The 21,495-nt window shown below is 50.4% G+C and carries 17 protein-coding genes; 5 read left to right on the top strand and 12 right to left on the bottom strand.

Annotated elements, in window-relative coordinates:
• Positions 1 to 55: 55 nt before the first annotated feature.
• From hxsA to ACTJK9_RS05695, 8 genes are all read right to left on the bottom strand, one after another.
• Positions 56 to 664, bottom strand: coding sequence for a His-Xaa-Ser repeat protein HxsA (gene hxsA / locus ACTJK9_RS05730; protein ID WP_221397309.1), 609 nt, complete (start codon positions 662 to 664; stop codon positions 56 to 58).
• Positions 661 to 1,896: a His-Xaa-Ser system radical SAM maturase HxsC gene (gene hxsC, locus ACTJK9_RS05725; RefSeq protein ID WP_236188327.1), complete on the bottom strand. Its 1,236-nt coding sequence runs from the start codon at positions 1,894 to 1,896 to the stop codon at positions 661 to 663. Before hxsC ends, hxsA begins: the two co-directional genes overlap by 4 nt.
• On the bottom strand, positions 1,896 to 3,383 hold the full coding sequence (gene hxsB / locus ACTJK9_RS05720) for a His-Xaa-Ser system radical SAM maturase HxsB (protein WP_221397311.1): 1,488 nt from the start codon (positions 3,381 to 3,383) through the stop codon (positions 1,896 to 1,898). The genes hxsC and hxsB overlap by 1 nt, the downstream gene beginning before the upstream one ends.
• Complete coding sequence (gene hxsD, locus ACTJK9_RS05715) at positions 3,380 to 3,679, bottom strand: His-Xaa-Ser system protein HxsD (protein WP_221397312.1); 300 nt, start codon at positions 3,677 to 3,679, stop codon at positions 3,380 to 3,382. The genes hxsB and hxsD overlap by 4 nt, the downstream gene beginning before the upstream one ends.
• A 716-nt stretch (positions 3,680 to 4,395) precedes the next feature.
• Positions 4,396 to 4,752 carry a type II toxin-antitoxin system RelE/ParE family toxin gene (locus tag ACTJK9_RS05710; RefSeq protein WP_440812786.1) on the bottom strand — a complete coding sequence of 119 codons (357 nt, stop codon included), beginning with the start codon at positions 4,750 to 4,752 and terminating at the stop codon, positions 4,396 to 4,398.
• A gap of 2 nt (positions 4,753 to 4,754) precedes the next feature.
• Positions 4,755 to 5,045 (bottom strand): type II toxin-antitoxin system ParD family antitoxin, encoded by a 291-nt coding sequence (locus tag ACTJK9_RS05705; RefSeq protein ID WP_068932061.1) that lies wholly within the window; start codon positions 5,043 to 5,045, stop codon positions 4,755 to 4,757.
• A 201-nt stretch (positions 5,046 to 5,246) separates the two neighbouring features.
• A complete protein-coding gene (locus ACTJK9_RS05700) occupies positions 5,247 to 5,462 on the bottom strand; it encodes a hypothetical protein (protein ID WP_058426048.1) in 216 nt (71 codons plus the stop codon).
• A 288-nt stretch (positions 5,463 to 5,750) separates the two neighbouring features.
• Complete coding sequence (locus tag ACTJK9_RS05695) at positions 5,751 to 6,716, bottom strand: fimbrial protein (protein ID WP_440812783.1); 966 nt, start codon at positions 6,714 to 6,716, stop codon at positions 5,751 to 5,753.
• Positions 6,717 to 8,462: 1,746 nt separating this feature from the next.
• Here ACTJK9_RS05695 and ACTJK9_RS05690 point away from each other — a divergent pair.
• Both ACTJK9_RS05690 and ACTJK9_RS05685 read left to right on the top strand, forming a co-directional pair.
• Positions 8,463 to 8,846, top strand: coding sequence for a type 1 fimbrial protein (locus ACTJK9_RS05690; RefSeq protein WP_440812781.1), 384 nt, complete (start codon positions 8,463 to 8,465; stop codon positions 8,844 to 8,846).
• Positions 8,847 to 9,165: 319 nt separating this feature from the next.
• Entirely contained in the window at positions 9,166 to 9,747 is a 582-nt protein-coding gene (locus tag ACTJK9_RS05685; protein ID WP_440812778.1) for a hypothetical protein, read from the top strand.
• Positions 9,748 to 10,140: 393 nt separating this feature from the next.
• Here ACTJK9_RS05685 and ACTJK9_RS05680 read toward each other — a convergent pair whose 3' ends face one another.
• The 4 genes from ACTJK9_RS05680 to ACTJK9_RS05665 form a co-directional block, all read right to left on the bottom strand.
• Complete coding sequence (locus ACTJK9_RS05680) at positions 10,141 to 11,085, bottom strand: fimbrial protein (RefSeq protein WP_440812776.1); 945 nt, start codon at positions 11,083 to 11,085, stop codon at positions 10,141 to 10,143.
• 147 nt (positions 11,086 to 11,232) lie between these two features.
• A complete protein-coding gene (locus ACTJK9_RS05675; protein ID WP_440812841.1) occupies positions 11,233 to 13,683 on the bottom strand; it encodes a fimbria/pilus outer membrane usher protein in 2,451 nt (816 codons plus the stop codon).
• Positions 13,684 to 13,903: 220 nt separating this feature from the next.
• Entirely contained in the window at positions 13,904 to 14,644 is a 741-nt protein-coding gene (locus ACTJK9_RS05670) for a fimbrial biogenesis chaperone (RefSeq protein WP_440812774.1), read from the bottom strand.
• A gap of 70 nt (positions 14,645 to 14,714) precedes the next feature.
• Positions 14,715 to 15,308, bottom strand: a complete 594-nt coding sequence (locus ACTJK9_RS05665) for a fimbrial protein (RefSeq protein ID WP_440812772.1) — start codon at positions 15,306 to 15,308, stop codon at positions 14,715 to 14,717.
• A gap of 312 nt (positions 15,309 to 15,620) precedes the next feature.
• On the opposite strand from ACTJK9_RS05665, the gene ACTJK9_RS05660 reads away from it, so the two are divergent.
• From ACTJK9_RS05660 to ACTJK9_RS05650, 3 genes are all read left to right on the top strand, one after another.
• Positions 15,621 to 16,841 carry an EAL domain-containing response regulator gene (locus ACTJK9_RS05660; RefSeq protein WP_440812770.1) on the top strand — a complete coding sequence of 407 codons (1,221 nt, stop codon included), beginning with the start codon at positions 15,621 to 15,623 and terminating at the stop codon, positions 16,839 to 16,841.
• 177 nt (positions 16,842 to 17,018) lie between these two features.
• Complete coding sequence (locus ACTJK9_RS05655; protein ID WP_440812839.1) at positions 17,019 to 17,720, top strand: response regulator; 702 nt, start codon at positions 17,019 to 17,021, stop codon at positions 17,718 to 17,720.
• Positions 17,721 to 17,733: 13 nt separating this feature from the next.
• Positions 17,734 to 21,369: a transporter substrate-binding domain-containing protein gene (locus tag ACTJK9_RS05650; protein ID WP_440812768.1), complete on the top strand. Its 3,636-nt coding sequence runs from the start codon at positions 17,734 to 17,736 to the stop codon at positions 21,367 to 21,369.
• The last annotated feature ends 126 nt before the right edge of the window (positions 21,370 to 21,495 follow it).

The following is a 21,495-nucleotide window of genomic DNA, read 5'->3' as shown; positions in this document are numbered from 1 at the left end:
TCGAACGCGTTCGTAATCAGGAGATACAACAGAATACGATGTCTCACGGAGCGATTTATGGAATCTTGATACCCAACGCATTCAACGATGGCGTATCCATCCGGCCATTCACGGTCAGCCCACTGTCCATCTGAAAGGCCATCAACGCACCACGTGTCGCCTTGCCCATCACCCCATCAATGGTGCCTTGGTAATACTGGCGCACCATCAGCGCGGTCTGCACACGGGTGACCAGGTTGCTTTTCTGCTCATTGGTCGCGCGGCTCTTTGAAGTGCTCGAACTTGTCCCGCTGGTAGTGCCAGACGACTGATAAAGGCTGTTGCTGCTTGACGTGCTGCTCGAAGCACTCGGCGCGCTGTAGCTTCGGGTACTGGTAGCGGGTGGGCTGTAGTAGCGAGGTGCGCTATAGCCACTCGAGCCGCTGTAGTGAGAACTGTGCGAACTGTGGGATCGGTGCGAACTGTGCGAGCGATGTGCCGCATAGATGTTGACGGTGTCTGGCGCATTGAGCGTATCGGCAAATACCGGGGGCTGTAGCTTGTCTTTGGGTTGCCAGTTCGCATCGGCGAGCGACAGATGGCCCGCCTGTGCCAGGGTGGTACCTGCCATTGGCAGCAAGCTGATCCCACTGATCAGGACTTTCCAGCGGTCGAGCAATTTCACTGTGCACTCCTTGCATAGGCGCTAAAGGCCTCGGTCGATAGTAGTTGGACGCCGCGGCTCTGCCAGCGGTCAGTGTGGGATCTGAAGAAGCCAGAGCAATGTTTGACGGCAGCGCATTGCTGGCAGGTATCGATGAACAGGTTCTTCCAGTCCGAGATGCTTTGGCGGGCGAAACGCGAGAGGTGGGCCGGGATCAGGCACAGGGGCAAGTTGTAGATCGAAACCGGCACTCCGCGGTTGAACAGGAAATACACGGCCTGGCTCAACGACTCTTGATAGTCCAGCGGGTCAACCCATAGTTCTTCGTAGTTCTTCCTGGCCAGGCCGGTACTTTCGATACCCATCAGCGCAACATGCCGCACGAAGGGCAGGTTCCTGAACACGTAGTGGGCGAGTTCGGGCAAGCGTGGCGTGGTCAGGCGATTGAGCACCACGCGTATCTCGATGATCTGGTTTGCGCGCGCCAGGTTGTAAAGACCTTGCAGGGTTTCGCTGAACGCGCCTGGAGCCTGCACCACATGGTCATGGTCTTCGGCATTGTCGGCATACAGCGGGATGCCCCAGCTCAACTGAGGGTGGCCGATGGCAGAGAGCGCTGCGATCCAGCTCGGGTCTTGGAACAGACGCCCGTTGCTGAGCACATGAATGGGTTTCTGCGGCAAAACGGCTTTGCACTTGGCCAGGATTTCGAGCAGGCCGTCGCGATAAAGCGTTGGTTCTCCGCCGCTGATTCCCAGATTTTCCTCGCCCGGGTCCATCAGGTCGATCAGCCGTAGGTTCTCCTCGATGTGCCAACGGTCATCGATATCTTTGGGCGGCTGCGAGCACATCAGACAGAGGCTATTGCAACGATCGGTCATGAACAGCAGGTTGCTGTCTGAGCCTCGTCGATAGAGCACTCGCACCATCGCGTTGCCTGGTGTGATGGCAATGACATCGCCGGGCTGCACGACATCCGCATCTTTAGGGGTGTGCAGGTGTGGCCGCGCGCTGTCGAAGTCGCCAATCAATGGCTCCGGGATCAGGAATCCACCCACTGGTAATGAGAGCAGATGCGGGTTCCGTAGCCGTTCTTCGTTTGGCAGCCAAAGCAGCAGGTCACCGAACTCAGCGCTTCCGGCACAAACAGCCAGGCCTTGTTCGATGAACTCATCCAGAGTGATGACCTTGAGCAGTTTCGGCTCATTCAGGTGATGGATTTCGAAGTGGGTATCTTTGCGCAGCATCGCCATCAGCCCCTGTAACCCGGGAACCGGACATCGTTGTAAGAGCGCCTGTTCAACCAAGACAGCAACACTCTCTGCACGTTGTCGTCGCCATCGCAAAGCAGGCCGAAAAGATGCTTCAGCAGCCCCATGTTCTTCTTGCAGAAGCTGCTGAACACTCGGTGTCCGATCGGGTCAGCTTGGCGGGCATAGTGTTCGACGGGATCAGCACCACAGTACGGGACAAGTGCGCAATCGGAGCAGCCCGGCAGCGCCTCTGCTACACCACTGGCGAGCAACGCATTCATAACGGGCGATGCGAGTAATTCAGACAAGGGTTGCTGCACGGTGCCGAGCCTCAAGCCGTCTTCACCCATCTCCAGCAACATTCGGGCTTCGTCCGAGGGATAGACGTAACCATCATAGTTGTAGACCAGCGCCGCAGTGCCTGCGCCAGTGGGGGAGCGCAGGTCTACATAGCCGGAGGAGAAGGGTGTCAGGATATTCTTCAGCAACAAGCTCGTATAACTCTCTGAGAGGTATACGCCCTGTTGGTTGATATGCAGCAAATAGGCCAGCGCCTTCTTGTAGAAGGCCAGGTATCGCTCAATAGGGTAATCAAGTCGATGGGCACTCTTGGTGGCAAACCCATAAGGGCTCAGAGGCCGAAGCGAGATGCTGGAGAAGCCCTGGCTTACATACTCATCGATGATCGCTTCAGGTTGTTCGAGGCTTCTTGAAGTCAGCGTGGTCAGCGCGGAAACTGCATCATGGCCAAGGCGCTCACGGACCCACTGGATGCCTTTTACAGTGCGTTCGTAGGAGTCTCGTGACGGGGTAGGGCGGTTGGCATTGTGCAAGGGCGCCGGCCCATCGAGCGAGGTCGAAAACTGGATGCGATTTTGTTCTGCGAAATCGAGTATTTCCTCCGTCAGGTGGTGCAGCGTGGTGGTGATGACGAACTGGATATCCCGTTGTTCGACCACGTTCCGTTCAACGACCCATTCGACAATCTGGCGGACGCGCTCGAAGGCCAGAAGCGGCTCGCCACCCTGAAACTCCACAGTCAGGGCGGGAGCGTTCGATTCGAACAGGCGATCGACCGCCGCCAGTGCATCCGCTTCCGACAGGTCGTGGCCGGATCCTCCCAGAGGGGCCCGCGACACCTGGCAGTACAGGCAGGTGTGGTTGCAGCGCAATGTAACCACGAACAAGTGCAGTACAGGGCCCTGGAAGATGAAGTCCTTGCGGCTGCGATACTGCGCGGCCATTTCCGGGAACGGGTCGTGGCGGCCTGGTTCGTAGATGAAGTGGCGGGCCAGCAGGTCCTTGTAAAAAGGCGTACTTGCTTGAACGTCGAAGTAACTGAGGGCTCGTAATTGCGCGTCGTTCACGTGCATGTACTCACCGGTATCGGAGGTGAGTAGGATGTCACGGTCATGTCCCGTGTTCATGCGCATGAAACGAAAAGGCAGCAAGCGGTAGTGCTTGGCGTCTGTCGCAATCAGTGTCACTGCGAAACCCCACATCCAGCGAGCGCGGCTCGGGCCAGGACTTCGCGCAGCCCTGCTGTTTCGCGGTTGATATGGTCGCGGAGGGCGAAGTCGTTCAGATGCTGAAGGATCAGCGAGTGAGCCTGCTCCGGGGAAAGCGTTAGCCTTGCTTCAGCGGGGTGGGCCGTGAGGCTTATCTGATTGGCTTCAATACCGACCTGGATCGTGACAGTGTCGGCCAGGGAATAAGCGGCGCGTTGCACCACGCTGAGCGGGTAGGCTGCGTTGTCGAGTTTCAGCGTGACTGGCCATGTCATCGGAACCGGTCCTTCAAATCCGTTGGGAACGTGTGGATATTGCCGGTTTCCGAGGCATTGTGCCATCATAATTTTTTACATTTGCACGCATTTGTCCAGCGTGGTGGGTGGTGCGCTAACTACGGCTCGGAATGATACGGGGTAGGGTCGAGGGTTCATATCTCCCTCAGTCAACCCATCCTCATCTATAGCCTGCTTGGCCTTCAGGCTGGGGGCATCCTTTTCAACCCATCCAAAGCATGTCCTCAGATATGCCCCCAATGTAGCAATCCATTGGAAGTGAATGGAGCTCCATGGTTTGTGGAAAGGCAGAAATGATCAGCCGAACAGCCTATCAGGCGGCGCCTAAAGACTATCCGGATCCCCGAAAAACATTTTGACTGGGCTCTAGGACAGTACTTTCAGCTTGTAAAAATCTATTTATGCCCCCAGTCATGCCCCCAGTTGCGCTGAGTGTGCAAGCGATCGCGATTTGCGACTTCTGGCGCGGACCTCGGTGGCCATGGCTGGCATTCAGTGCACCCCCGTATACCGGATGACCAATCCGAATCCGGCAAATCCTTGGTGGTTCGATGAGTCGAAATCCTTATTCGAAGTTGCCCGGGCTATCTTTCAGCACCTGTCCTGAAATAAGTTGGCTGGCAGAGTGGGGGGCTAGAGGGAGCGTCTCACCTTCGTTGTTCTTGGGCAGTCATGTCTGTGTCTTGGATCGCTGATCAGTCATCAGGCAAGTGCAACTGCACGTCCATGGCGTCATGAAGGAGTCGGACGACCTCGATCACCTCGTCATTTGCTACACGATAAAATACAACGTGGCGTGGGCTTTTGACCGTCCCATGGGGATGTTTGGCCTGCTGGCATGAATAGGAGAGATGATAACTGCGAAGGCCCGGTGCAACCTCACCGCGCTCGTGGCTGCCAATGCGATAAGGCGTGTCGGCAAGCGCTTGCAGCGCCGCGAGGATTAGCGCCTGGTAGCGCTGGCGTGCTTGATCGCCGAACTGCGTCTGGGAGAGCCTGAGGATGTCGACAATGTCGGCGCGCGCCGCGTTGGAAATCCGATGCTGCGGCATGTTCAGTGTTTCTCGCTCGCGAGAGTGGTGGCCTCCAGGCTCAAGCCCTCTAGGTAAAGCTCCAAATATCCTTCGTTCAATTGAGTAAAGCGCCCGTGTTCAAGATCCATGATGCCGATCGAGGTCGCCAGACGCAGCGCCTCAATTTTGGCAGTGTCTTCGGCGACGCGCTGCTCCAGTAAACGCAAACCTTCTCGCATCACTTCGCTGGCATTTTGATAACGGCCGGACTGGACCAGGTCCTGGATAACCTGTTCTTGGTGAGGGGTGAGCACAACGTTTCGCGTCGCCATCATTAGCTCCAACTCTGGGCAAACATATTGTTTCGATCGTTGGCATATTATGCCATTTTACATAAAAGCAGGGAGTTTAGGATTTGTATCTGACGAACTGTAAAGTGTGGGGTCATCCTTTGCGCCGAACAGATGGCCCGGACTGTAAGCGCACAAAGTCCAAGCAAGGCTGTCGCATGCGGGACGTCGTGGACAGCTTAATTAGTGTGGGCCTCGGGCCTTCAGTTTTGCCAAACCTTGTTTGATGTGTCCGGCGTTCTCTCCAATCGTTTGTAGCGCGCCGCGGATATTGTCGCCTGTGTCCGTCGTACCCTTGCGCTCAATCCACAACGTCAACTCCATCACCGCCGCCTCTAAGGCGAGCTGGTTTTGGTACAGACGCTCAAGGACATCAGGCAGTGAATATTCAGTGGGCATTGTTTCGACTCCAATGAAGGAGCCGAAAGCGTAGCAGCGGGGGAGGCGGATGTCCTGAGCCACCCGTGAGTTAAGTGCATGAAACGGTTTAGAGTGAGGGCCAGCATTCGCCAAAAACTGCCGTTGCGACAGGCAGCAGACGGCCAAAAGTGGACGTTTGTCCCATTGAACCTAGTGAAACCTAGAATTGTGCTGATTTTCTAATAGTTACTCACAGAAAATTTAGTGGCGAGGAGCTGCTACACGCCCATGTTAACGCCAGGGTAAGTTTTTATGAGGTGACGAGTGTTATAAATATTCTATGATAAATGCAATTTCACCGTTGGCAGTACCCGGTCGGATGCCTGTCGAAGAGCCGGCGCTCAAGGGGGCGCGAACATACTTGGCCGATAGTGGGATGTTGAAACTACCCCCACTAGATGAATAGGTTTTAAATGGGTACTTTTTGTCAAGCACCATCGGCGTCCCAGAAGTATCATTAATCTGTATAGCGGCGCCTATAGCTGTCGACTGCGGATTTAGCGCAATTATTCCTTGACGAGCATCGAGCGCCGGGCTGGATGCGACCGGAGTCAAACTGTAGGTAACGCCATTAATACCTTCGGGACAACGATTCAAGGGAATCTGAAAATCTGTGACCGTAGCTAATCCTGCGTCCGAAATGAGTGCGCTGATTACTTCACGACCCATTGTGACCTTGACGTCGGGTGTCTCACATGACAGTGTTTGGATAACAAAATTATTCATGTGGAGCGTCATAGGAATCAACCCTTGGCCGACTTTCCAGCTCGCCAATAAGCCACCTGGTCCACCGATTAGGGTACCATTTTTTATGGGCCCTATTTTTATCAGCTTTAGCTGATGGTAATCCGTAATTCCATATTCTCCCTTAACCCAAAGCGAACTTGGCCATCCATATAGAGCAGTAGGCACAGCACCGACGAACCATTGAAACGCTACACCAGAATTACCAATTCTGAATGTATACGTGTTTCCGACCTCAGCGCTGCCTGAAACTACTCCCGTAAGAAAACTTTCTGAGCATCTATACTTGGCTTCAAGATAACCAAAGGACAAATTCGGAGACTCGTAAATAATTCCGCCAATAGGAAAGTCGTCCGGAACACTCATTGTGGACGGCACTTTAAAGATGATTTGCTTGGAGTCATTCCCAGGAAGAAACGAACAATCAGCGTACGACACGGCACTATTCATAAGTGCGGCTAATAAAAAAAACCAGAATCGTTTTGACATGATGGCCTCAGCTAAGCAGTAGAGTAGATAGGGTAATTTGCATTCGCAATATTACTTATTTCAATTCCAGACTTGCAGAGATGGATCAAGGTTCAGGTGGTGTTGTCTTATCTTGGCAGGCGGTGAAAGGGCGAGCGCGGCAATCCGCGAACTGCTTCTGATAGAATTTAAGTAACATTTCCGCATCGTTTTCACGAATGTCACGCAGCCGGAAGAAGTCATCACGATTGAACTGGCGTTCTATTATATTAATGTTCTGAACAATTATCCCCTATGTGCGCCTTCAACATCTTCAGCATAGGGCGACTCAACCAGTAGTTTCAATTCGACCCCCTTCACTGCTGCTTCGGCCTCCCCATCTTCCTGGAAGCATCGAGATCGGCTTCAAACTTTAGTATTTCGCACAACCGCATCAGTTTTGCTTCCGAAAGCACTTGAATTAGCTTGCTTCTCTATCACTAAAAGATTTTAAATTCATTCTAGAGATAGAACAGGTTGATCTCTTTAGGAAATGTCTCAATTAGCTTGAATGGTTAACTGTCTCCTAGCGTGAAGCCATGCTTGCAGATAAGATCTTTAAATCAGACAATTCTTATTTACAGGTGATTCGTAAGTGCTGAGAATTATCATGTGCGACTACTTAGTCGGAAATAATACAGTCTGCGTCCAATGAATTAATAATAAGTATCCGAATTTTTCCAATATATTTTTGGTGTTTTTTATATCTAGAAGTCTGCCACATTTTCTGAGTGGCTTTTGCGCTCGTACTTGAATTAATTAAGTGTATGAATGCAAGTCGCGATGCGCAAGCATGGTGTCGCGCCTGCACCAAATAATGCGCAAAATTTCACCTACCCGCTGAGCAATTTTTCAATTTTATGCCAAAATCCACAGGCTCCTAGGCGCTTCCCGGTAATATACCAACGGCGCTGAGGGTATAAGTGCCCATTCGGACAGTGATATCCGGTGCTTCGCAGTTTGGCAGTATGAGGGCGGTTCCATTGGACTGGAATGATAATGGAACGACTTCTCCAATCTGAAATTAACCGAGAACACCAGCAGGAATTATCGTGTGATAGTGCTCCTGGTGTGGTGTTTCCTACATTATTCTTGATGCCCCGAGTATAATTTGTCGTGCATTCAATAGAACTATTGGTTGGCCCCAATAAAATGTCAGGAGATTTAAGTGTCACAGTTCCAACTGGAGCGTCGAGGGGTATGGAAAGAGTTGAAGTGATCACATAATTTACTGGGCTTTGTTGGTGTCCTTCGACAAACGAACAAACTGCCAAGGCATTGAAGGACCAACTTAGCAATACCAAGAAGGCGATAGTTTTTTTTAATTCCCGCAGAATATTATCTCAATTAAATAAAGGTGCGCTTGTGTGAGATAAACCAGAAAGGGGCGCGAAGTTGTCAGGAATGAGAACAGGCTCATTTTCTTAGCATGTGATAGGCGGTAGCAGTCGGAGGATTTAAAATTTTGCCTGGGCGTGGGCCTACACAATGTTCGGTTTTGATTTTGATTAGTCGTCCGACACCTCGACCTAGGGTGGCATTCTCGTCCAAATGGATACCTCGTCCGTGAAATCGGAGGGGGATATCAGATTCAGTCGAGCCTCCCTCGCTCAGTTTTCCGTAACACGCATCATGGTAGGTTTTTTGCATGTACACTGAGTGGCGCAATGCCATTAAAGATCTTGATGCGACGGGCGATATGGTGGTTAACAACCACGGAGGTTCCCGATGAATATTCAACGTCAGCTCATGATTGCTTGCTTTCTCCTGATAGGCGTGGAAGCTGCCAATGCTCAGCAATCAGAATCTGTTAATGGAGTCATTCGATTTCGGGGGAATATCGTCGAATCGAGCTGCATGGCGGGAGGAGCTAGTGAATCCTTCGTGGATCTGGTGGAGTGCCCCCAGGCCAATACGGGCCAAGTCATCAGCGTGCGAAATGTCAGCCTTGTAGATTCAAATGCGAATAACCCGCAGACGAATGTAACTGCGCAGTTGATAGCATATGCAAACAAGCGTGATCACTACTATACGCAGAGATATATGCTCAGGGATGGCGCAGGCAAACCAGTCAACTCCGGAAATTACCTGGTGACGCTAACGCTGCCGTGACCTAATTGTGATGATCCAAAATGCGTTCTTGTTTGCAGATTACGTGTAAGCCAGGACACAAAAAATGAGAATTGTCTTGAATGGGTGTAAGAGACCTTGGGTTGTGAGTGAAATCAGCAAATCGTGACGAAACGTCTCGTAATTACGTATCTTGTTGATAGAACTGCCGACCAGGTGATCCTGGCACCTGGCATAAAACCTTATATGTATTACTGCTTTGCGAAAGGATAAAAGGCATCACTTGTTTAAGACTTGTCCTAAAGTACCTGTGTGATCTCGTCGCTAGAATGCCTTATTGACAAAAGCGACGAGAGCTCCTATGAACACAGTTATTCATCCCCTCAACACTCCAGCCTCTGGACGAAATAAACACGCGGCCATCTACTGTTTGACCCTGTTGTCTTTGACATTGATTGGGCTCAGCGCTGGTGCCTGGTATCAAGTTGTTGAGTTGATTCCGCTCAAAGCCACCGTTCACCAACAGTCGCGAGAGCTGATCGAAAGTACCGAGATTGTAAGGAAGCTGAAATACGAAAACCGGGCGCTATCAAGTCAGCGCGAAAGTCTTGAGACTGATCTTATTTATGCAAAGAAGAAGATCAGTGAACTCGAAGCGCTGGAAGTCAATCACCAAGACGAGAAGAATTCTTATGATAATGCAATCGAGGAAAGCGACAACGGGTTATGCGCGATCATTGTGGAGAATATTCGACAGGTGGAAAAGCAGTTGAATCGCGACGATTTCCTCCGCTTGCGTGACGAACGGGAGGCTGAAGCAGAAGCGGTTCTTGAGGTCTATGAAGAAGAACTGACCGCGTGCCTCGCTCGAGCGGTTGAGAAAAGCAATCACTCGACTGACGAACCTGATCCGGTACCAGCGCAAGATTCTTATACGCAGTAAGATTTTTACACTCCGCGTTATAATATTCTCAGCAGTGGCTGAATGTGCTATCGCATAAGGCCACGCTATTCCGTTGATTCTGTCGCTCCTTCAGAAATGACAGAATCAACTTTTTTCTGAAAGCTTTCATTGATAGACAATTATTTTATGGACCTGTGGAGAAGTTCGAGGGTTACCTGGAAGGCCATTGGTTTGCGCTTTATAGCTGGAAAAGTGTGTGTCTGGTCTGTTCATTGTGTTTCAAGGGTGCGATATCATTCTCAATACGCGGCGTTAGATTCACGCTAACTTGGTTGTCTTGTTTGAGTTTTAACAGAAGTAAACAATATGGTTGCGATGCTCATGCATTGGCGGGAGCCAATGTGGTGCTGAATGATAGGGAGATGCCTGTGTCTATAGATATTCAATGGCGTACATTATTTCCGCATTTGCAGTACCGGGCTTTAATTCGCTATCCTTTACACCTGGGATTTTAGTGTACTTCGCGCGAAGTTCGATGTAGATGACGGCTTGTCCTGAAACGAAGTGAGATACTTCATGTTTCTTGGTTAAGTTGAATTCGCTTGTGTCGGGATGCTTGATTTTGATCGCGAACCCCTCTGCCGTTGAGGTTGAATTCAAACGTATAACGCCTTGGGATGGGTAGATGGCAGGGGAGTCTGCAGTGGTTAATAAGCTGTATTGAACTTTGTTGATACCTTTAGGGCAGTTTCTCAGCGGGATCGAGATAGTTGACCAGTTGTTATACTCCGACGGTTGAAAATCACTCAGGCTTGGTTTTCCAAGGTTTACTTTTATGCTGCTCGGTGTTTCGCAGGATTGTGCGATCACATTCGTACTGGTAATGGTTATGTTGATCACTTTTAGGGTGTCAGCAGTAAAGTAGCCTAAAATTCCAGAGGGTATTGTTGCACCTGCCTTAATGTCACCTGTCTTGATTAGATTAAAACCGAGTGCAGCATAGAAGAAACCCCAACTGCCGGCATTAAAAAAGTCGGCTGGATACTGCTTTCTAGGTGTGCCATTGTATATCCACTGCCAAGATATTCCTGAATCACCTATTGGGTAAACTCCTGCGCTGTTTTTTTGCCCTCGACCATCGAGTGAGCCACTATAAAAACTTGTCGAACATTTGAACTGGTTTGTAAGGGCTTCCTTTTTTTCTGCGCTATAGATTATTGTTCCATTAGGAGTATCTCTCGGAATGGAAATGCTCGAAGGTAGGGTGAAATTTAGGGTTGATTGTGAGTGTCCTGGTTCAAAGGCGCAGGATGCGCTTGCCGCCTGAGAAAATGAAAAGGCTGTAATGAGTGCTACGCTCGTTTTCATAAGTTCCATGATTAACTCTCAAGGTGATAATTTTTTAATGGTAGAAAGTGCATAAGGCTTGTAAGGGTATTATGTGTGGGTAGCTCGAGAGTCGCGCGCAGGGTGGTTGCCCTGCGCACTGATACACTAGATGAATTGAGCAGGAGTATTTTTAAACTAGGGTGCGCATTTTAGTTGGTATCGCTCATAATTCACGTTAACTTCCTTCTCTGGTAGTGAGTAAGGAGCATTGCACTGCTTGCCCTGCCATTTGATAACGATAGTACTTTGTTCTTTTGTAATTAGAGCTAGAGCCTTGCCTGTAGGATCAGACAGAGCAAGTTGCTTACCTTCTGAATCTTCCAATGCGGCACCGAACGGAATCGCCTTGCCGTCTTTGTCAAAAATTTCAAACTGAACGCGCCGGCCTTTACTGCCCTCAAAACTTGCCCGAACGATTGACCCGCGACGAGGAACCAATTGCTGTGTCGCATTATCGAGTTCGATTTCGCCACCCAGATTACGAGTGTCCAAAGAAACCCAGTTAACGCGGTAAGGTTGGGCATTTGGCAGTACGGCATAACCATTAAATCCCGTTTTGACACCTGAATAGCTGCTGACTTCTACACCCGAAATTCCAGGCACTTCTACCAACGCAAATGTCTCACCGACCGTCTGCCCCAGATTAATTCCGCCTGCATGGGCGACGATAGAGCCTGAAACGTTGAAGTTCTGTGAGTTATAGTCACTGCCTCGGCTATACCCCATGCCTATGTCGCCCATTGAGGTACGACTGCTCAAGCTCATCGAACCCGATCGTTCGCCGTCAACGCTTCGTCCGGCTTGGACGGAATAGTAGGTGTTACTGTCTTCTGTCACGTATCCGTTTAGGCCGGCTTGCGTACTAGTCCCGGTGTTCTGCTTGTTAGTAGAGATATACGCGCGCGGAGCACGTGGGGTCGAACCAAGAGGAAAGGAAATCGATACGCTTAATTGCGTATCATCGGTAGCACCGCCAAATTTTCCCAGTTCTATCGTCTTACTTAAGCTAATGTTGTAGTTCAAATTTTGCCAGTCATTGCTGTACCCGGCAGAAAAGCTGCGAGACCCGCCGCGATCCCAGTAGCGCTGGTCACTGGCGTTCATATACAACGAACCGAATTGGCGAGAATCACCCAGGGTTTGGTTGACCGTCAGATCGGTACGGGTTTTGGAGTTACCAGAGCGGCGCGTGGCACCCACGCTGATATCCTGTACGTGGTCAGTCAATGTACGGTAACCCTCAGTAGAATAACGGTACGCCGCGAGGGTGAAGCTTGTATCTGTACCCGTAAATGTCTTGGCGTACAATGCGCGCACGCTGCTACCTTGAGTCGTTACGCCGAATGCCTTACTGGATGACTGAGTGATGTCTAGCGACATCGCGCCTATAGAAGTGTTTTTTGCCGCACCCAGTGAAAAAGCCTGGAAACCGTTACTGGCCTGCAAGCCAGTGATTGCCGTGAGGTTGCTGGTCAAGCCATAAGCGAACGTGCTGCTTATGAAGGCTGGCTTGTCATAACCTTCAGAGTTGTTATTGAATTTCCCCCCAGAGACGCTGTATTTCAATTGCCCCTCACGCACCATTGTCGGAAGAGCCGAAAATGCCTGTTTTGACACTTTCCGCCGACCGTCCGCTTCGACAATTGTAATTTCAAGGTCGCCATTAGATCCCGAAGGATAGATATCGCTGATTTCAAATGGACCCGGTGGAACGTTGGTCGTGTAAAGAATATAGTTGTCCTGACGGACTTCAATGGTTGCGTTGGTCTCTGCAACACCGCGAATAGTTGGCGCGTATCCTCGTTCGCTGTCGGCACGCATGCCTTCATCTGACGAAACCTTTACACCCTGATAGCGGACGCTATCAAACAGGTCTGAATCGGAAAAGATTTCGCCCGCGCTGAGCTGTCCCTTGATTGAGGTAAGATCGTGTTGCACAAATGTGCGATTGCTGACGAAGCGATTTGGTCGACCTGTCGAGCTGCTGAAGTTGGACTCATTGCGCAGTCGCCAAGCGCCAAGATTAATTCCATTGCGCAAACCCAGATTTTTAGATATCTGCGTACCATAGCTAGTGCTATTGCGAGTCGTGCTCAGCTGATAGTTGATGAAACCCGCCGCCACACCCTGATCCCATAATTCGGGATCAACATAGCCACGCATGCCCCGTGACATAGCCACTTGTGGCACGCTGACAAGCAAGCGCAGCCTGTTGGAGTCGAAGCTGAGACTGGCTTGGTCGATCATTGATTCCAGGTCGTAATGATCAGCGGGGTGTTCTTCATCGACCAGCTTCTGGTCATGCAGTTTCTGCATGTCTATGCCCAGTTGGAGCAGTAGATCGAGCGTTATGCGAGGTTCGACTTTGCCGGTAAGTTCATTTTTTTCGAATGTGACGTCACGACGACCTACCAGGGTTCCATTACTGTAAACGTCCACCCGGTATTGACCCGGCAATACGTTGTTGGCGTTCAATAGTGGTTGCAGATCGACAGCAGAGGCGCCTTGCAGAAACAGTGTGTTAAACGATTCGCCAGGCGCCGCGACTTTTGCCTCAGCGTTTTGGGTAGCACAACATAGCGCCATGGTGATTGCCAAGTACAGCGGGTGCAAGCAGCCCAGCGCCGCTTTCCTTTTTATGTGTGCAGAGTGAGGGTTGCGGTTCTTAACACAAACTGCAGATGTGTAGGGCTGGGAGAAAAACATGCAATTTGCCTTTTCAGTTCCAGTTGCTGAAATCCGGAGAGTGGAGCTAATTGGAAACCATTTGAAACTAGAAAGGATTACTTGAAAGTTATCGACTTAATTAGTCTTTGGTGCGTCCCGCAAAACTTCCAATATCCGTCAAAGGTGCGTCAAATGACTGTTGGGCGCCATAGTCGTTAATAGCCGAAAACGTTAGACGTGGCGAGGCGGCCTGTGGTCGGGATTTCAGAGTAAATGCTTTTACTTCGCCAGGGCTTATCATCGTGGAGTCCATCACGAGTTCAAATTTTTGACCCGAACCAACTTTGAGGTCGGCGAGGGATACATGATAGTTTCCTGTATTCGTAACGACCAACGAGGATTTGCCGGAGGCGTTTTCGAGTTTCCATGAAAGTAGCTCTGGCGCCTTCGCGGCGTCGCCAGATAGTCCGGCAGGGCGGAAAAACATCTTGATGCGTTGACGCACTGCCAGCTGTAATGTATTCACATCGGCATCGGTTGCTTGAGGAATTTCTTGCACATTCAGCCACACTACCGATTCTCTATCAGCTGGCATACCTTTGCCTTCATAGAGAATTCTAAGTAGCTGTTGCTGATTTGCTTCCATTCGTGCCAGTGGTGGCGTAACTGCAAAAGGAGGTGTGGACGAATCTGTCTCTCCACGATCCAGCCACGACTGAACAAGAATGGTTTGCCCACCATTGCGTACGGTGACATTCGCCTCCTTGTTCGCACCGTCAAAGATCACCCTCGTCGCGCTGAGAGAAATACTGGCGAGGGCCGACTGAGCCATCAACATCCCGGTAAGACCAAGGCAAAGCGAAACATAGCGGCTTAACATTTAGTGTTCTCCCAATGATTATCACCGGCAGGACGAGGAATGTTTGCCTCGTCCTGCACTTGGCTACGGCTTACTCGTATTGCAGAACGAACGGCAGAGTTGCGTTACCGGTACCGGCTGTGGCGGCTGTCTTGTCACCCGTGGTCACGTAAGCAGCGGCGAACGACAGAGTGCCGTCACCACCTAAGCCAGCGTCGCCGGTGAGGCCAGTTTCAATCTTGGCGGTAGCATCGGAACTCAGATCGATCATTTCACCGCTGCTGTTCAGCAGAGCGATACCAACGCCTTTCGCTGCGTCAGAACCCTGAAGTTTCAGGACTTTCTTACCTTCAACCAGGCCCGAGCCACCATTGAGGGTCGGTTTGAACAGCATGGAAACCTTAGTGCCTGCATTGCAGTTCACTTGCAGGTTGAAATCGTTGGCGGCAATACGACCGGCGGTAGGTGCGGAGTCACTACCCATGTCTTTGATAGAAACGTTGCCCATGTCCACCGAGATAACTTTGTCTTTACCGGTGCTGCCATCAACCGAGCAGGCATCGTTATTGATGACGCCAGTAAAGCTGATTTGACCGCTGCCGCTTTTAACTGGATCGGCTGCCATAGCACCTGCGGAAACGGTCAATACGGAAAGAGCGAGTACAGCCAAAGTAAATTTTTTCATGTTTATATCCGGAGTTATTGTGAAGTGCTGCATCGAAATGCCTAGTCATAGTACGTCTGGGGGGTAGGGTGGTCTTTGAGACTTGTCTCAAAACCAATTTCCTTTATCCATCTGCTTGAGATGCAATGAGTCAGACAGGCATATTCAGAAGTTTTATTAAGACAATTCTCAATGCGTAGATGAGTATCGGGGAATAGACTTTTACCCGCGGGAGCGTTTTCGTATGCAAGCGCTTGAAGTACGACTAAATGCTGGCAATACGGTAATGCGGACTTACCCTGCCTGCATGAAAAAAAAGGGGGATACCGGTTCGTGGACACGCTTCGTATATTGGTACTTGAAGATCATGCTTTTCAACGAACGGCAGCCGTTAGTGCACTTACCAGCTTGGGTTGCAAAAGTATATTTCAAGCGGCAGATGGTAAAGAAGCACTGTCCGTTATTTCTCAGACAGGTGGTGTCGACATTGCGCTGTGTGACTTGAATATGGCCGGAATGGACGGGTTGACTTTTCTGCGACTTGCTAGAGAGTCTGGATTGATACGCGCCGTGATTATTTGCAGTTCGCTTCCCGATGACCTACTGCGCACTGTTGACCGGATCGTCACCCTGCAAGGGTTGGAGTTGGTGGGCAGCGTTGGCAAGCCATTATCGGTCGAAGTGCTCCAGCCGTTACTGATGCGCTACCGGCCTAGAGAATCGCTCGCGATCAAATCAACCGAGACGATCCCGGATCAACCCTCAGAGCACGAGATGCTAGAAGCCATACGTAGACAAGAATTTCGGGCTTATTTTCAACCAAAGTTTCATTTGCGCAGTGGGGAAGTTGATGGAGCAGAGGTTTTGGTCAGGTGGCAAAGTCCTAGTAGAGGTTTGCTATCCCCTGGGATGTTTCTGCCAACTATAGAGCGATGTGGTTTGCTCGATGAAATGTTTTTCAGCTTGCTGACTCAGGGGCTGAGCTTGCAGCGATTTGTTCAGTCAAATGGAAAGCCATTCAAACTGGCTTTTAATCTCGATGTATCGCAGATGGCCAATCCGAATTTGGTTGATCGAATAAAGGCGCTGTTGCGAATTCATGGTGCCTCTCCCGCCGGTCTTATTTTTGAATTAACCGAAACGGGGCTACTTCAGATGCCTGAGATATGCATGGAAAACATGGTCCGCTTACGTATGCTGGGCTTTAGTCTGGCGATTGATGACTTCGGTGTAGGCTATTCATCGCTCGAAAGGCTCTGTCAGATGCCGTTCAACGAAATCAAGTTGGACGCAGGGTTCGTACAGAATTATGAGCAGGCACGTTACAGCGCAGTCATCCATGCTGCTCTGGCATTGGCGCGAGAACTGGATATGCGTGTTGTGGCTGAAGGTATTGAGACCGCTGATCAGGTGCGCCATTTGGCCAGTCTCGGCTGTCAATGGGGCCAAGGTTTTTTCTATGCAAGACCGATGAATTGGGCGCACCTGGTGGATTGGCGTTTTGAGGGGGAAAAATCATCCTGGCGGAGAGCGATTGGATCGCCGGATCGCTGATCGCAGCAATTGTTTTCGTTTTTGGGACAAAACCCTATATCGGCGTGCTGTGAAAACAATCATGATTGGTCGAGAATGCTGTGGGAAATGTCCGAAAATTGCGGCGTGTCGCTTAATGAGCTGGAAGTGATCGCCGACAACTTCATCATTTTTTTTCCTCATGTCTTGGAGCAGGTCATGCATTGGTCCGTAGTAAACCCGTTACGCGTTGCTATCCTTGATGACCACTCGCTCATACGCTTGGCAATGAAGTCTCGCCTAACGCGTGAAGCAGAATTCAACGTAGTCGGCGTTTTCGGCAGCAGTGCCGAATTGCTCACGGGCTTGCGTGAGATAGAAACTGATCTGCTGATACTGGATTACAAACTGCATGACGGGGAGCTGGATGGGCTCAATCTGATCCGCCTTCTACGCAAGCAATACCCAGCGTTGTGTATTCTGATTTCTTCTTCTGAAGAACGGCCCGCCGTGGTGAATATGGCTGTCGGGGCTGGCGTCAGCGGTTTTTTTGGAAAATCGCAACCGGTTGATGATCTGATCAACGCGATTCGTACTGCAGCGTCCGGACAGTTGTATCTTTCGCCAACTATGGCGTTTGAACTCGATTCGCTTCCCATACCGGGGGAAGAATTCGTTACCAACCATGGTGATGGTTCTCCTCATGCGGATGGCTTTCTGAGCAATCCGTTGCTCTCTCCAAAGGAAAAAGAAGTGCTGCGTTGCTGCCTGGAAGGAATGGGCGTGACGCAAATTGCACTTAAGTTTTCACGCAGCCGTAAAACCATCAGTGGCCAAAAACAGTCGGCTTACAAAAAACTAGGCATCCGCGGCGATGCGGAGCTTTTTAAATTGCAGCAAAGTCTGACGGCCGAGATGTAGGGATACCAAGTTTATGGCTTACCTGTTACGAATTTTTCTATTGCCTTGCGTTGTTTCAATACTTGGCATGGGGTCGTTGTTGGCAGCCGAGCCGCGCTTGCTGCAAGTAATTGGTCGGTCTGAATGCAAAGATTTACATCTCAATCTTTCAAATGAAGAGTGGGGGTGGTTGCGACAAAAGCGGAGTCTGGTTCTAGGCGCAGGGCAACCCGATTTTCCACCATACGTGATGACCTCAAGCGGATCCCGTTATGAAGGAATTGTGGCCGATGTCGCCTGCATTATTAGTCAAGCATTGCATGTCGAAATCAGCGTAAAAGCTTATCCTGATCGACGTAGTGCGATGGCTGCATTGGAACGTGGTGAGATTGATTTGCTTGGCAGTTCAAACAGCTATGAGACTACCGATGGACTCGTCGTGCTAAGTGAACCTTACGTTCACGACCTGCCGGCGATTTTTGTACGGGGTGATGATCGGCGTCCTATGCCGCCAAATTTCGCCGGTCTGCGTATTGCGGTAGCGGATGATTACTTACCGTCAAATCAGTTGCACACTTTGTACCCTAATGCCGAATTCGTCTTATTTCCATCGAACGAAGTAGCATTGGCGGCGTTAGCCTTTGGCAAAGTGGACTTATATCTGGGCGATACCGTCTCCAGTAACTATCTGATTAATCTGAATTACTTCAACTATGTTCGCCTGCATTCATTTGTCAAACTGCAAACCAGTGGTTTCAGTTTTGCGCTACGCAAAGGCAACGACCAACTTAAGCATCTGTTGGATCTGACGATCGAGTCCTTGGGCGATACAAGGATTGAGGAGATTTCCAAGCGCTGGTCTGGTGGTGGAGGGGCTCTAGTGCCCAAACGGGTTGACCTTTCTCCCTCCGAAGCGCGTTGGCTTGAGCAACACCCGATCGCACGTTTTGTAATAAATGACGATCAAGCACCCTTTGCATTTTTTGATGCAGAAGGGAATTTCGGTGGAATCGGTGCTGATCTGCTTGAACTGATTCAGCAGCGAACGGGCCTGCAAATAGTCGTCGATAGGACCGATAGTTTTTCCAGCCTGAGCTCCAGTCTACTCGCCGGTAATGCCGACCTGTCATTGCTGACTCCTACAGTATCGAGGGAGGCGGGTATGCGTTTCACTTACCCGTTACTGGCCAGTCCTTTCGTAATTGTTACGACCAAAACATCAACTTCACCTTCTAGTCTGCAAGAGCTTCGTGGCAAACGCGTCGTAGTCCCGGAAAGCTCCGCAGAACATGAGTTGCTCAAGGATTTTCCTGATATCCAGATCGTTAACAGTGCTACGGTATTAGAGGCATTGGCTGATGTAAATGAAGGTAGAGCTGATGCGATGATTACCACCTTGCACAGTGCGCGTTATTATATAGCGCATCTCTATAGTGATTCTTTACGTATCTCCAACATTGTGGGCATGAGTAAAGGCTTTTTAGCCTTTGCGGCACGTCGCGCAGATACTGAATTGGTCAGCATCCTTAATAAGGCTCTCTTAAGTATCCCACCCGATGAACGAGATGTAATCCTGAATCGCTGGCGCCCGATAGCTGCGTTTTCTGGATTATCCTGGCGCGATTACAAAATTCTGATCTTTCAGATTGGTGCAGGCGCACTTCTGATAATCCTGTGCTCGCTGGCCTGGAACTATTATATTCGCCGACAGATTCGTGAACGCAGTCGCGCTGAGCGTTTACTTGGTGATCAGTTAAAGTTCATGGGCGCATTGATCAATGGCACACCGCACCCGATTTATGTTCGCGATCGTGAGGGGCGCTTACTGACCTGCAACAACAATTATCTGGAAACGTTCGGTTTAACAGAGCAAGACGTAATCGGCAAAACTGTGCTGGAAAGCGGTAAGCGCAATCGTCAGGAAGCGCTGCAATTCCATGATGACTACCTGCGCGTAATTGAGCAGGACGATCCTTATGAAGTGGATCGCACGCTGCATGTGGGCGATACCTGTCTCATCATTTATCACTGGATTCAACCCTTTCATGACACTGCCGGAGAGGTGAGGGGAGTTATCTGTGGTTGGATAGATATCAGTGAGCGACGGAAACTGATTGAAGAATTGCGTGCGGCTAAAGAGTTGGCTGACGAGTCGAGTCGGGCCAAGACGACTTTTCTGGCGACCATGAGCCATGAGATTCGCACGCCAATGAGTGCTGTCATCGGTATGCTTGAGTTGACACTCAAGCGTGCAGAACAAGGGCACTTTGATCGTCCTGCCATTGAGGTCGCTTACGATTCTGCTAAAGGATTGCTGGAGTTGATCGGCGACATTCTCGACGTAGTTCGAATAGAGTCCGGACATGTCAGCCTATCGCCTAAGCGGGCCAATCTAAGAGAGCTCGTGGAATCTGTAGCGCGGGTATTCGACGGACTTGCACGCCAAAAAAGTCTCGTACTGAAACTCGATATCGATGCAAATGTGGGTTGCGATGTGCTGGTCGATCCAATGCGCTTTCAACAGGTGCTATCGAATCTTGTGGGTAATGCTATTAAATTCACTGATACCGGCCAGGTCAGCGTCTCTCTCAGCGGTCAGCGCCTCGCCGATGAGCGCCTGCAAGTGGACCTCAAAGTACAGGATACCGGTATTGGAATTTCCAGTGCCGACTTACAAACACTGTTTCAACCTTTTTCCCAGGCTAATCATGGCCCGTCCCCAAGAGGGGGGACGGGGCTTGGGTTGGCGATCTCTCGTTCTTTGTGCGAATTGATGGGTGGCCAACTCAACATTACGAGCACCCTGGGTAAAGGCACCTGCCTTGAAGTGTCGCTATTTTTCAATGTGCTCAGTCCTGTGGGAGAAAAGGCTGTTCAAATCTCGGCCGGTCAAGGCAAGCCAGCGTCAACATTGCGCATACTGGTGGTGGATGACCAAAGTGCTAATCGTCTGTTGCTGACTCAGCAATTGAGCTTTTTAGGGCAGTCCGTACGGGATGCGGCTGATGGTGCTGCTGCATTGGCCTTGTGGCGTACCGAACCGTTCGACATCGTGATCACAGATTGCAATATGCCGGTAATGAATGGGTACGAACTGGCCCGTACCATTCGCAAGGACGAGCGTGAAAGTGGTGCTGCGCGCTGTTTTGTGCTGGGTTTTACTGCCAACGCGCAGCCCGAGGAAAAAATCAGATGCCAGGAAGCCGGAATGGATGATTGTCTCTTCAAGCCAATCAGCCTCGGTATGTTGTCAGGCATGCTGTCAGGTTGGGAGAAATCCGTTCAAGAGGTGGACGTCGCTGAACCGTCTGTAATTGTGCATGCCGAAGAGGATTCGATTCGGGAACGTTTACATGAGCTGACAGGGGGCGATATTGAAATGATGAAGGAGTTATTGCGAGAGGCTTTATATAGTTGTGAAAAAGACTTGGAAGAGCTACGCACGCTGAATATAGATAGCGATCCAGGACATCTCGCTGATTTGGCTCATAGGATCAAAGGCGCTGCGCGAATTGTTGGAGAGGAGCAGGTCATAGAAGCCTGCAGCGATTTAGAGGAGGAGTGTCATGCTCCGGTTCTCAGTCTGAGCGATATAAAACGTCATGCGTTCAAATTGGATCAGGCGCAGTTTGAGTTGATCAAAAAAATAAAACGTGTAGAGCTTCACTGACTTTTGGCCATTTACGTACTGAAAGATGCTGAGCAGGCAGGCTGGGCTTTTAGGTGATCTCGGCAGCGGTGTGTATAAGGTCGGAAATCATAGTTTCGTAAGAGCCTGCTGCTGAATCTGTTTCGT

The organism is Pseudomonas sp. 22082 (genome assembly GCF_052046055.1).
Taxonomy (GTDB): Bacteria; Pseudomonadota; Gammaproteobacteria; order Pseudomonadales; family Pseudomonadaceae; genus Aquipseudomonas; species Aquipseudomonas pharyngis.
This window is presented reverse-complemented; position numbering and strand designations above follow the sequence as displayed.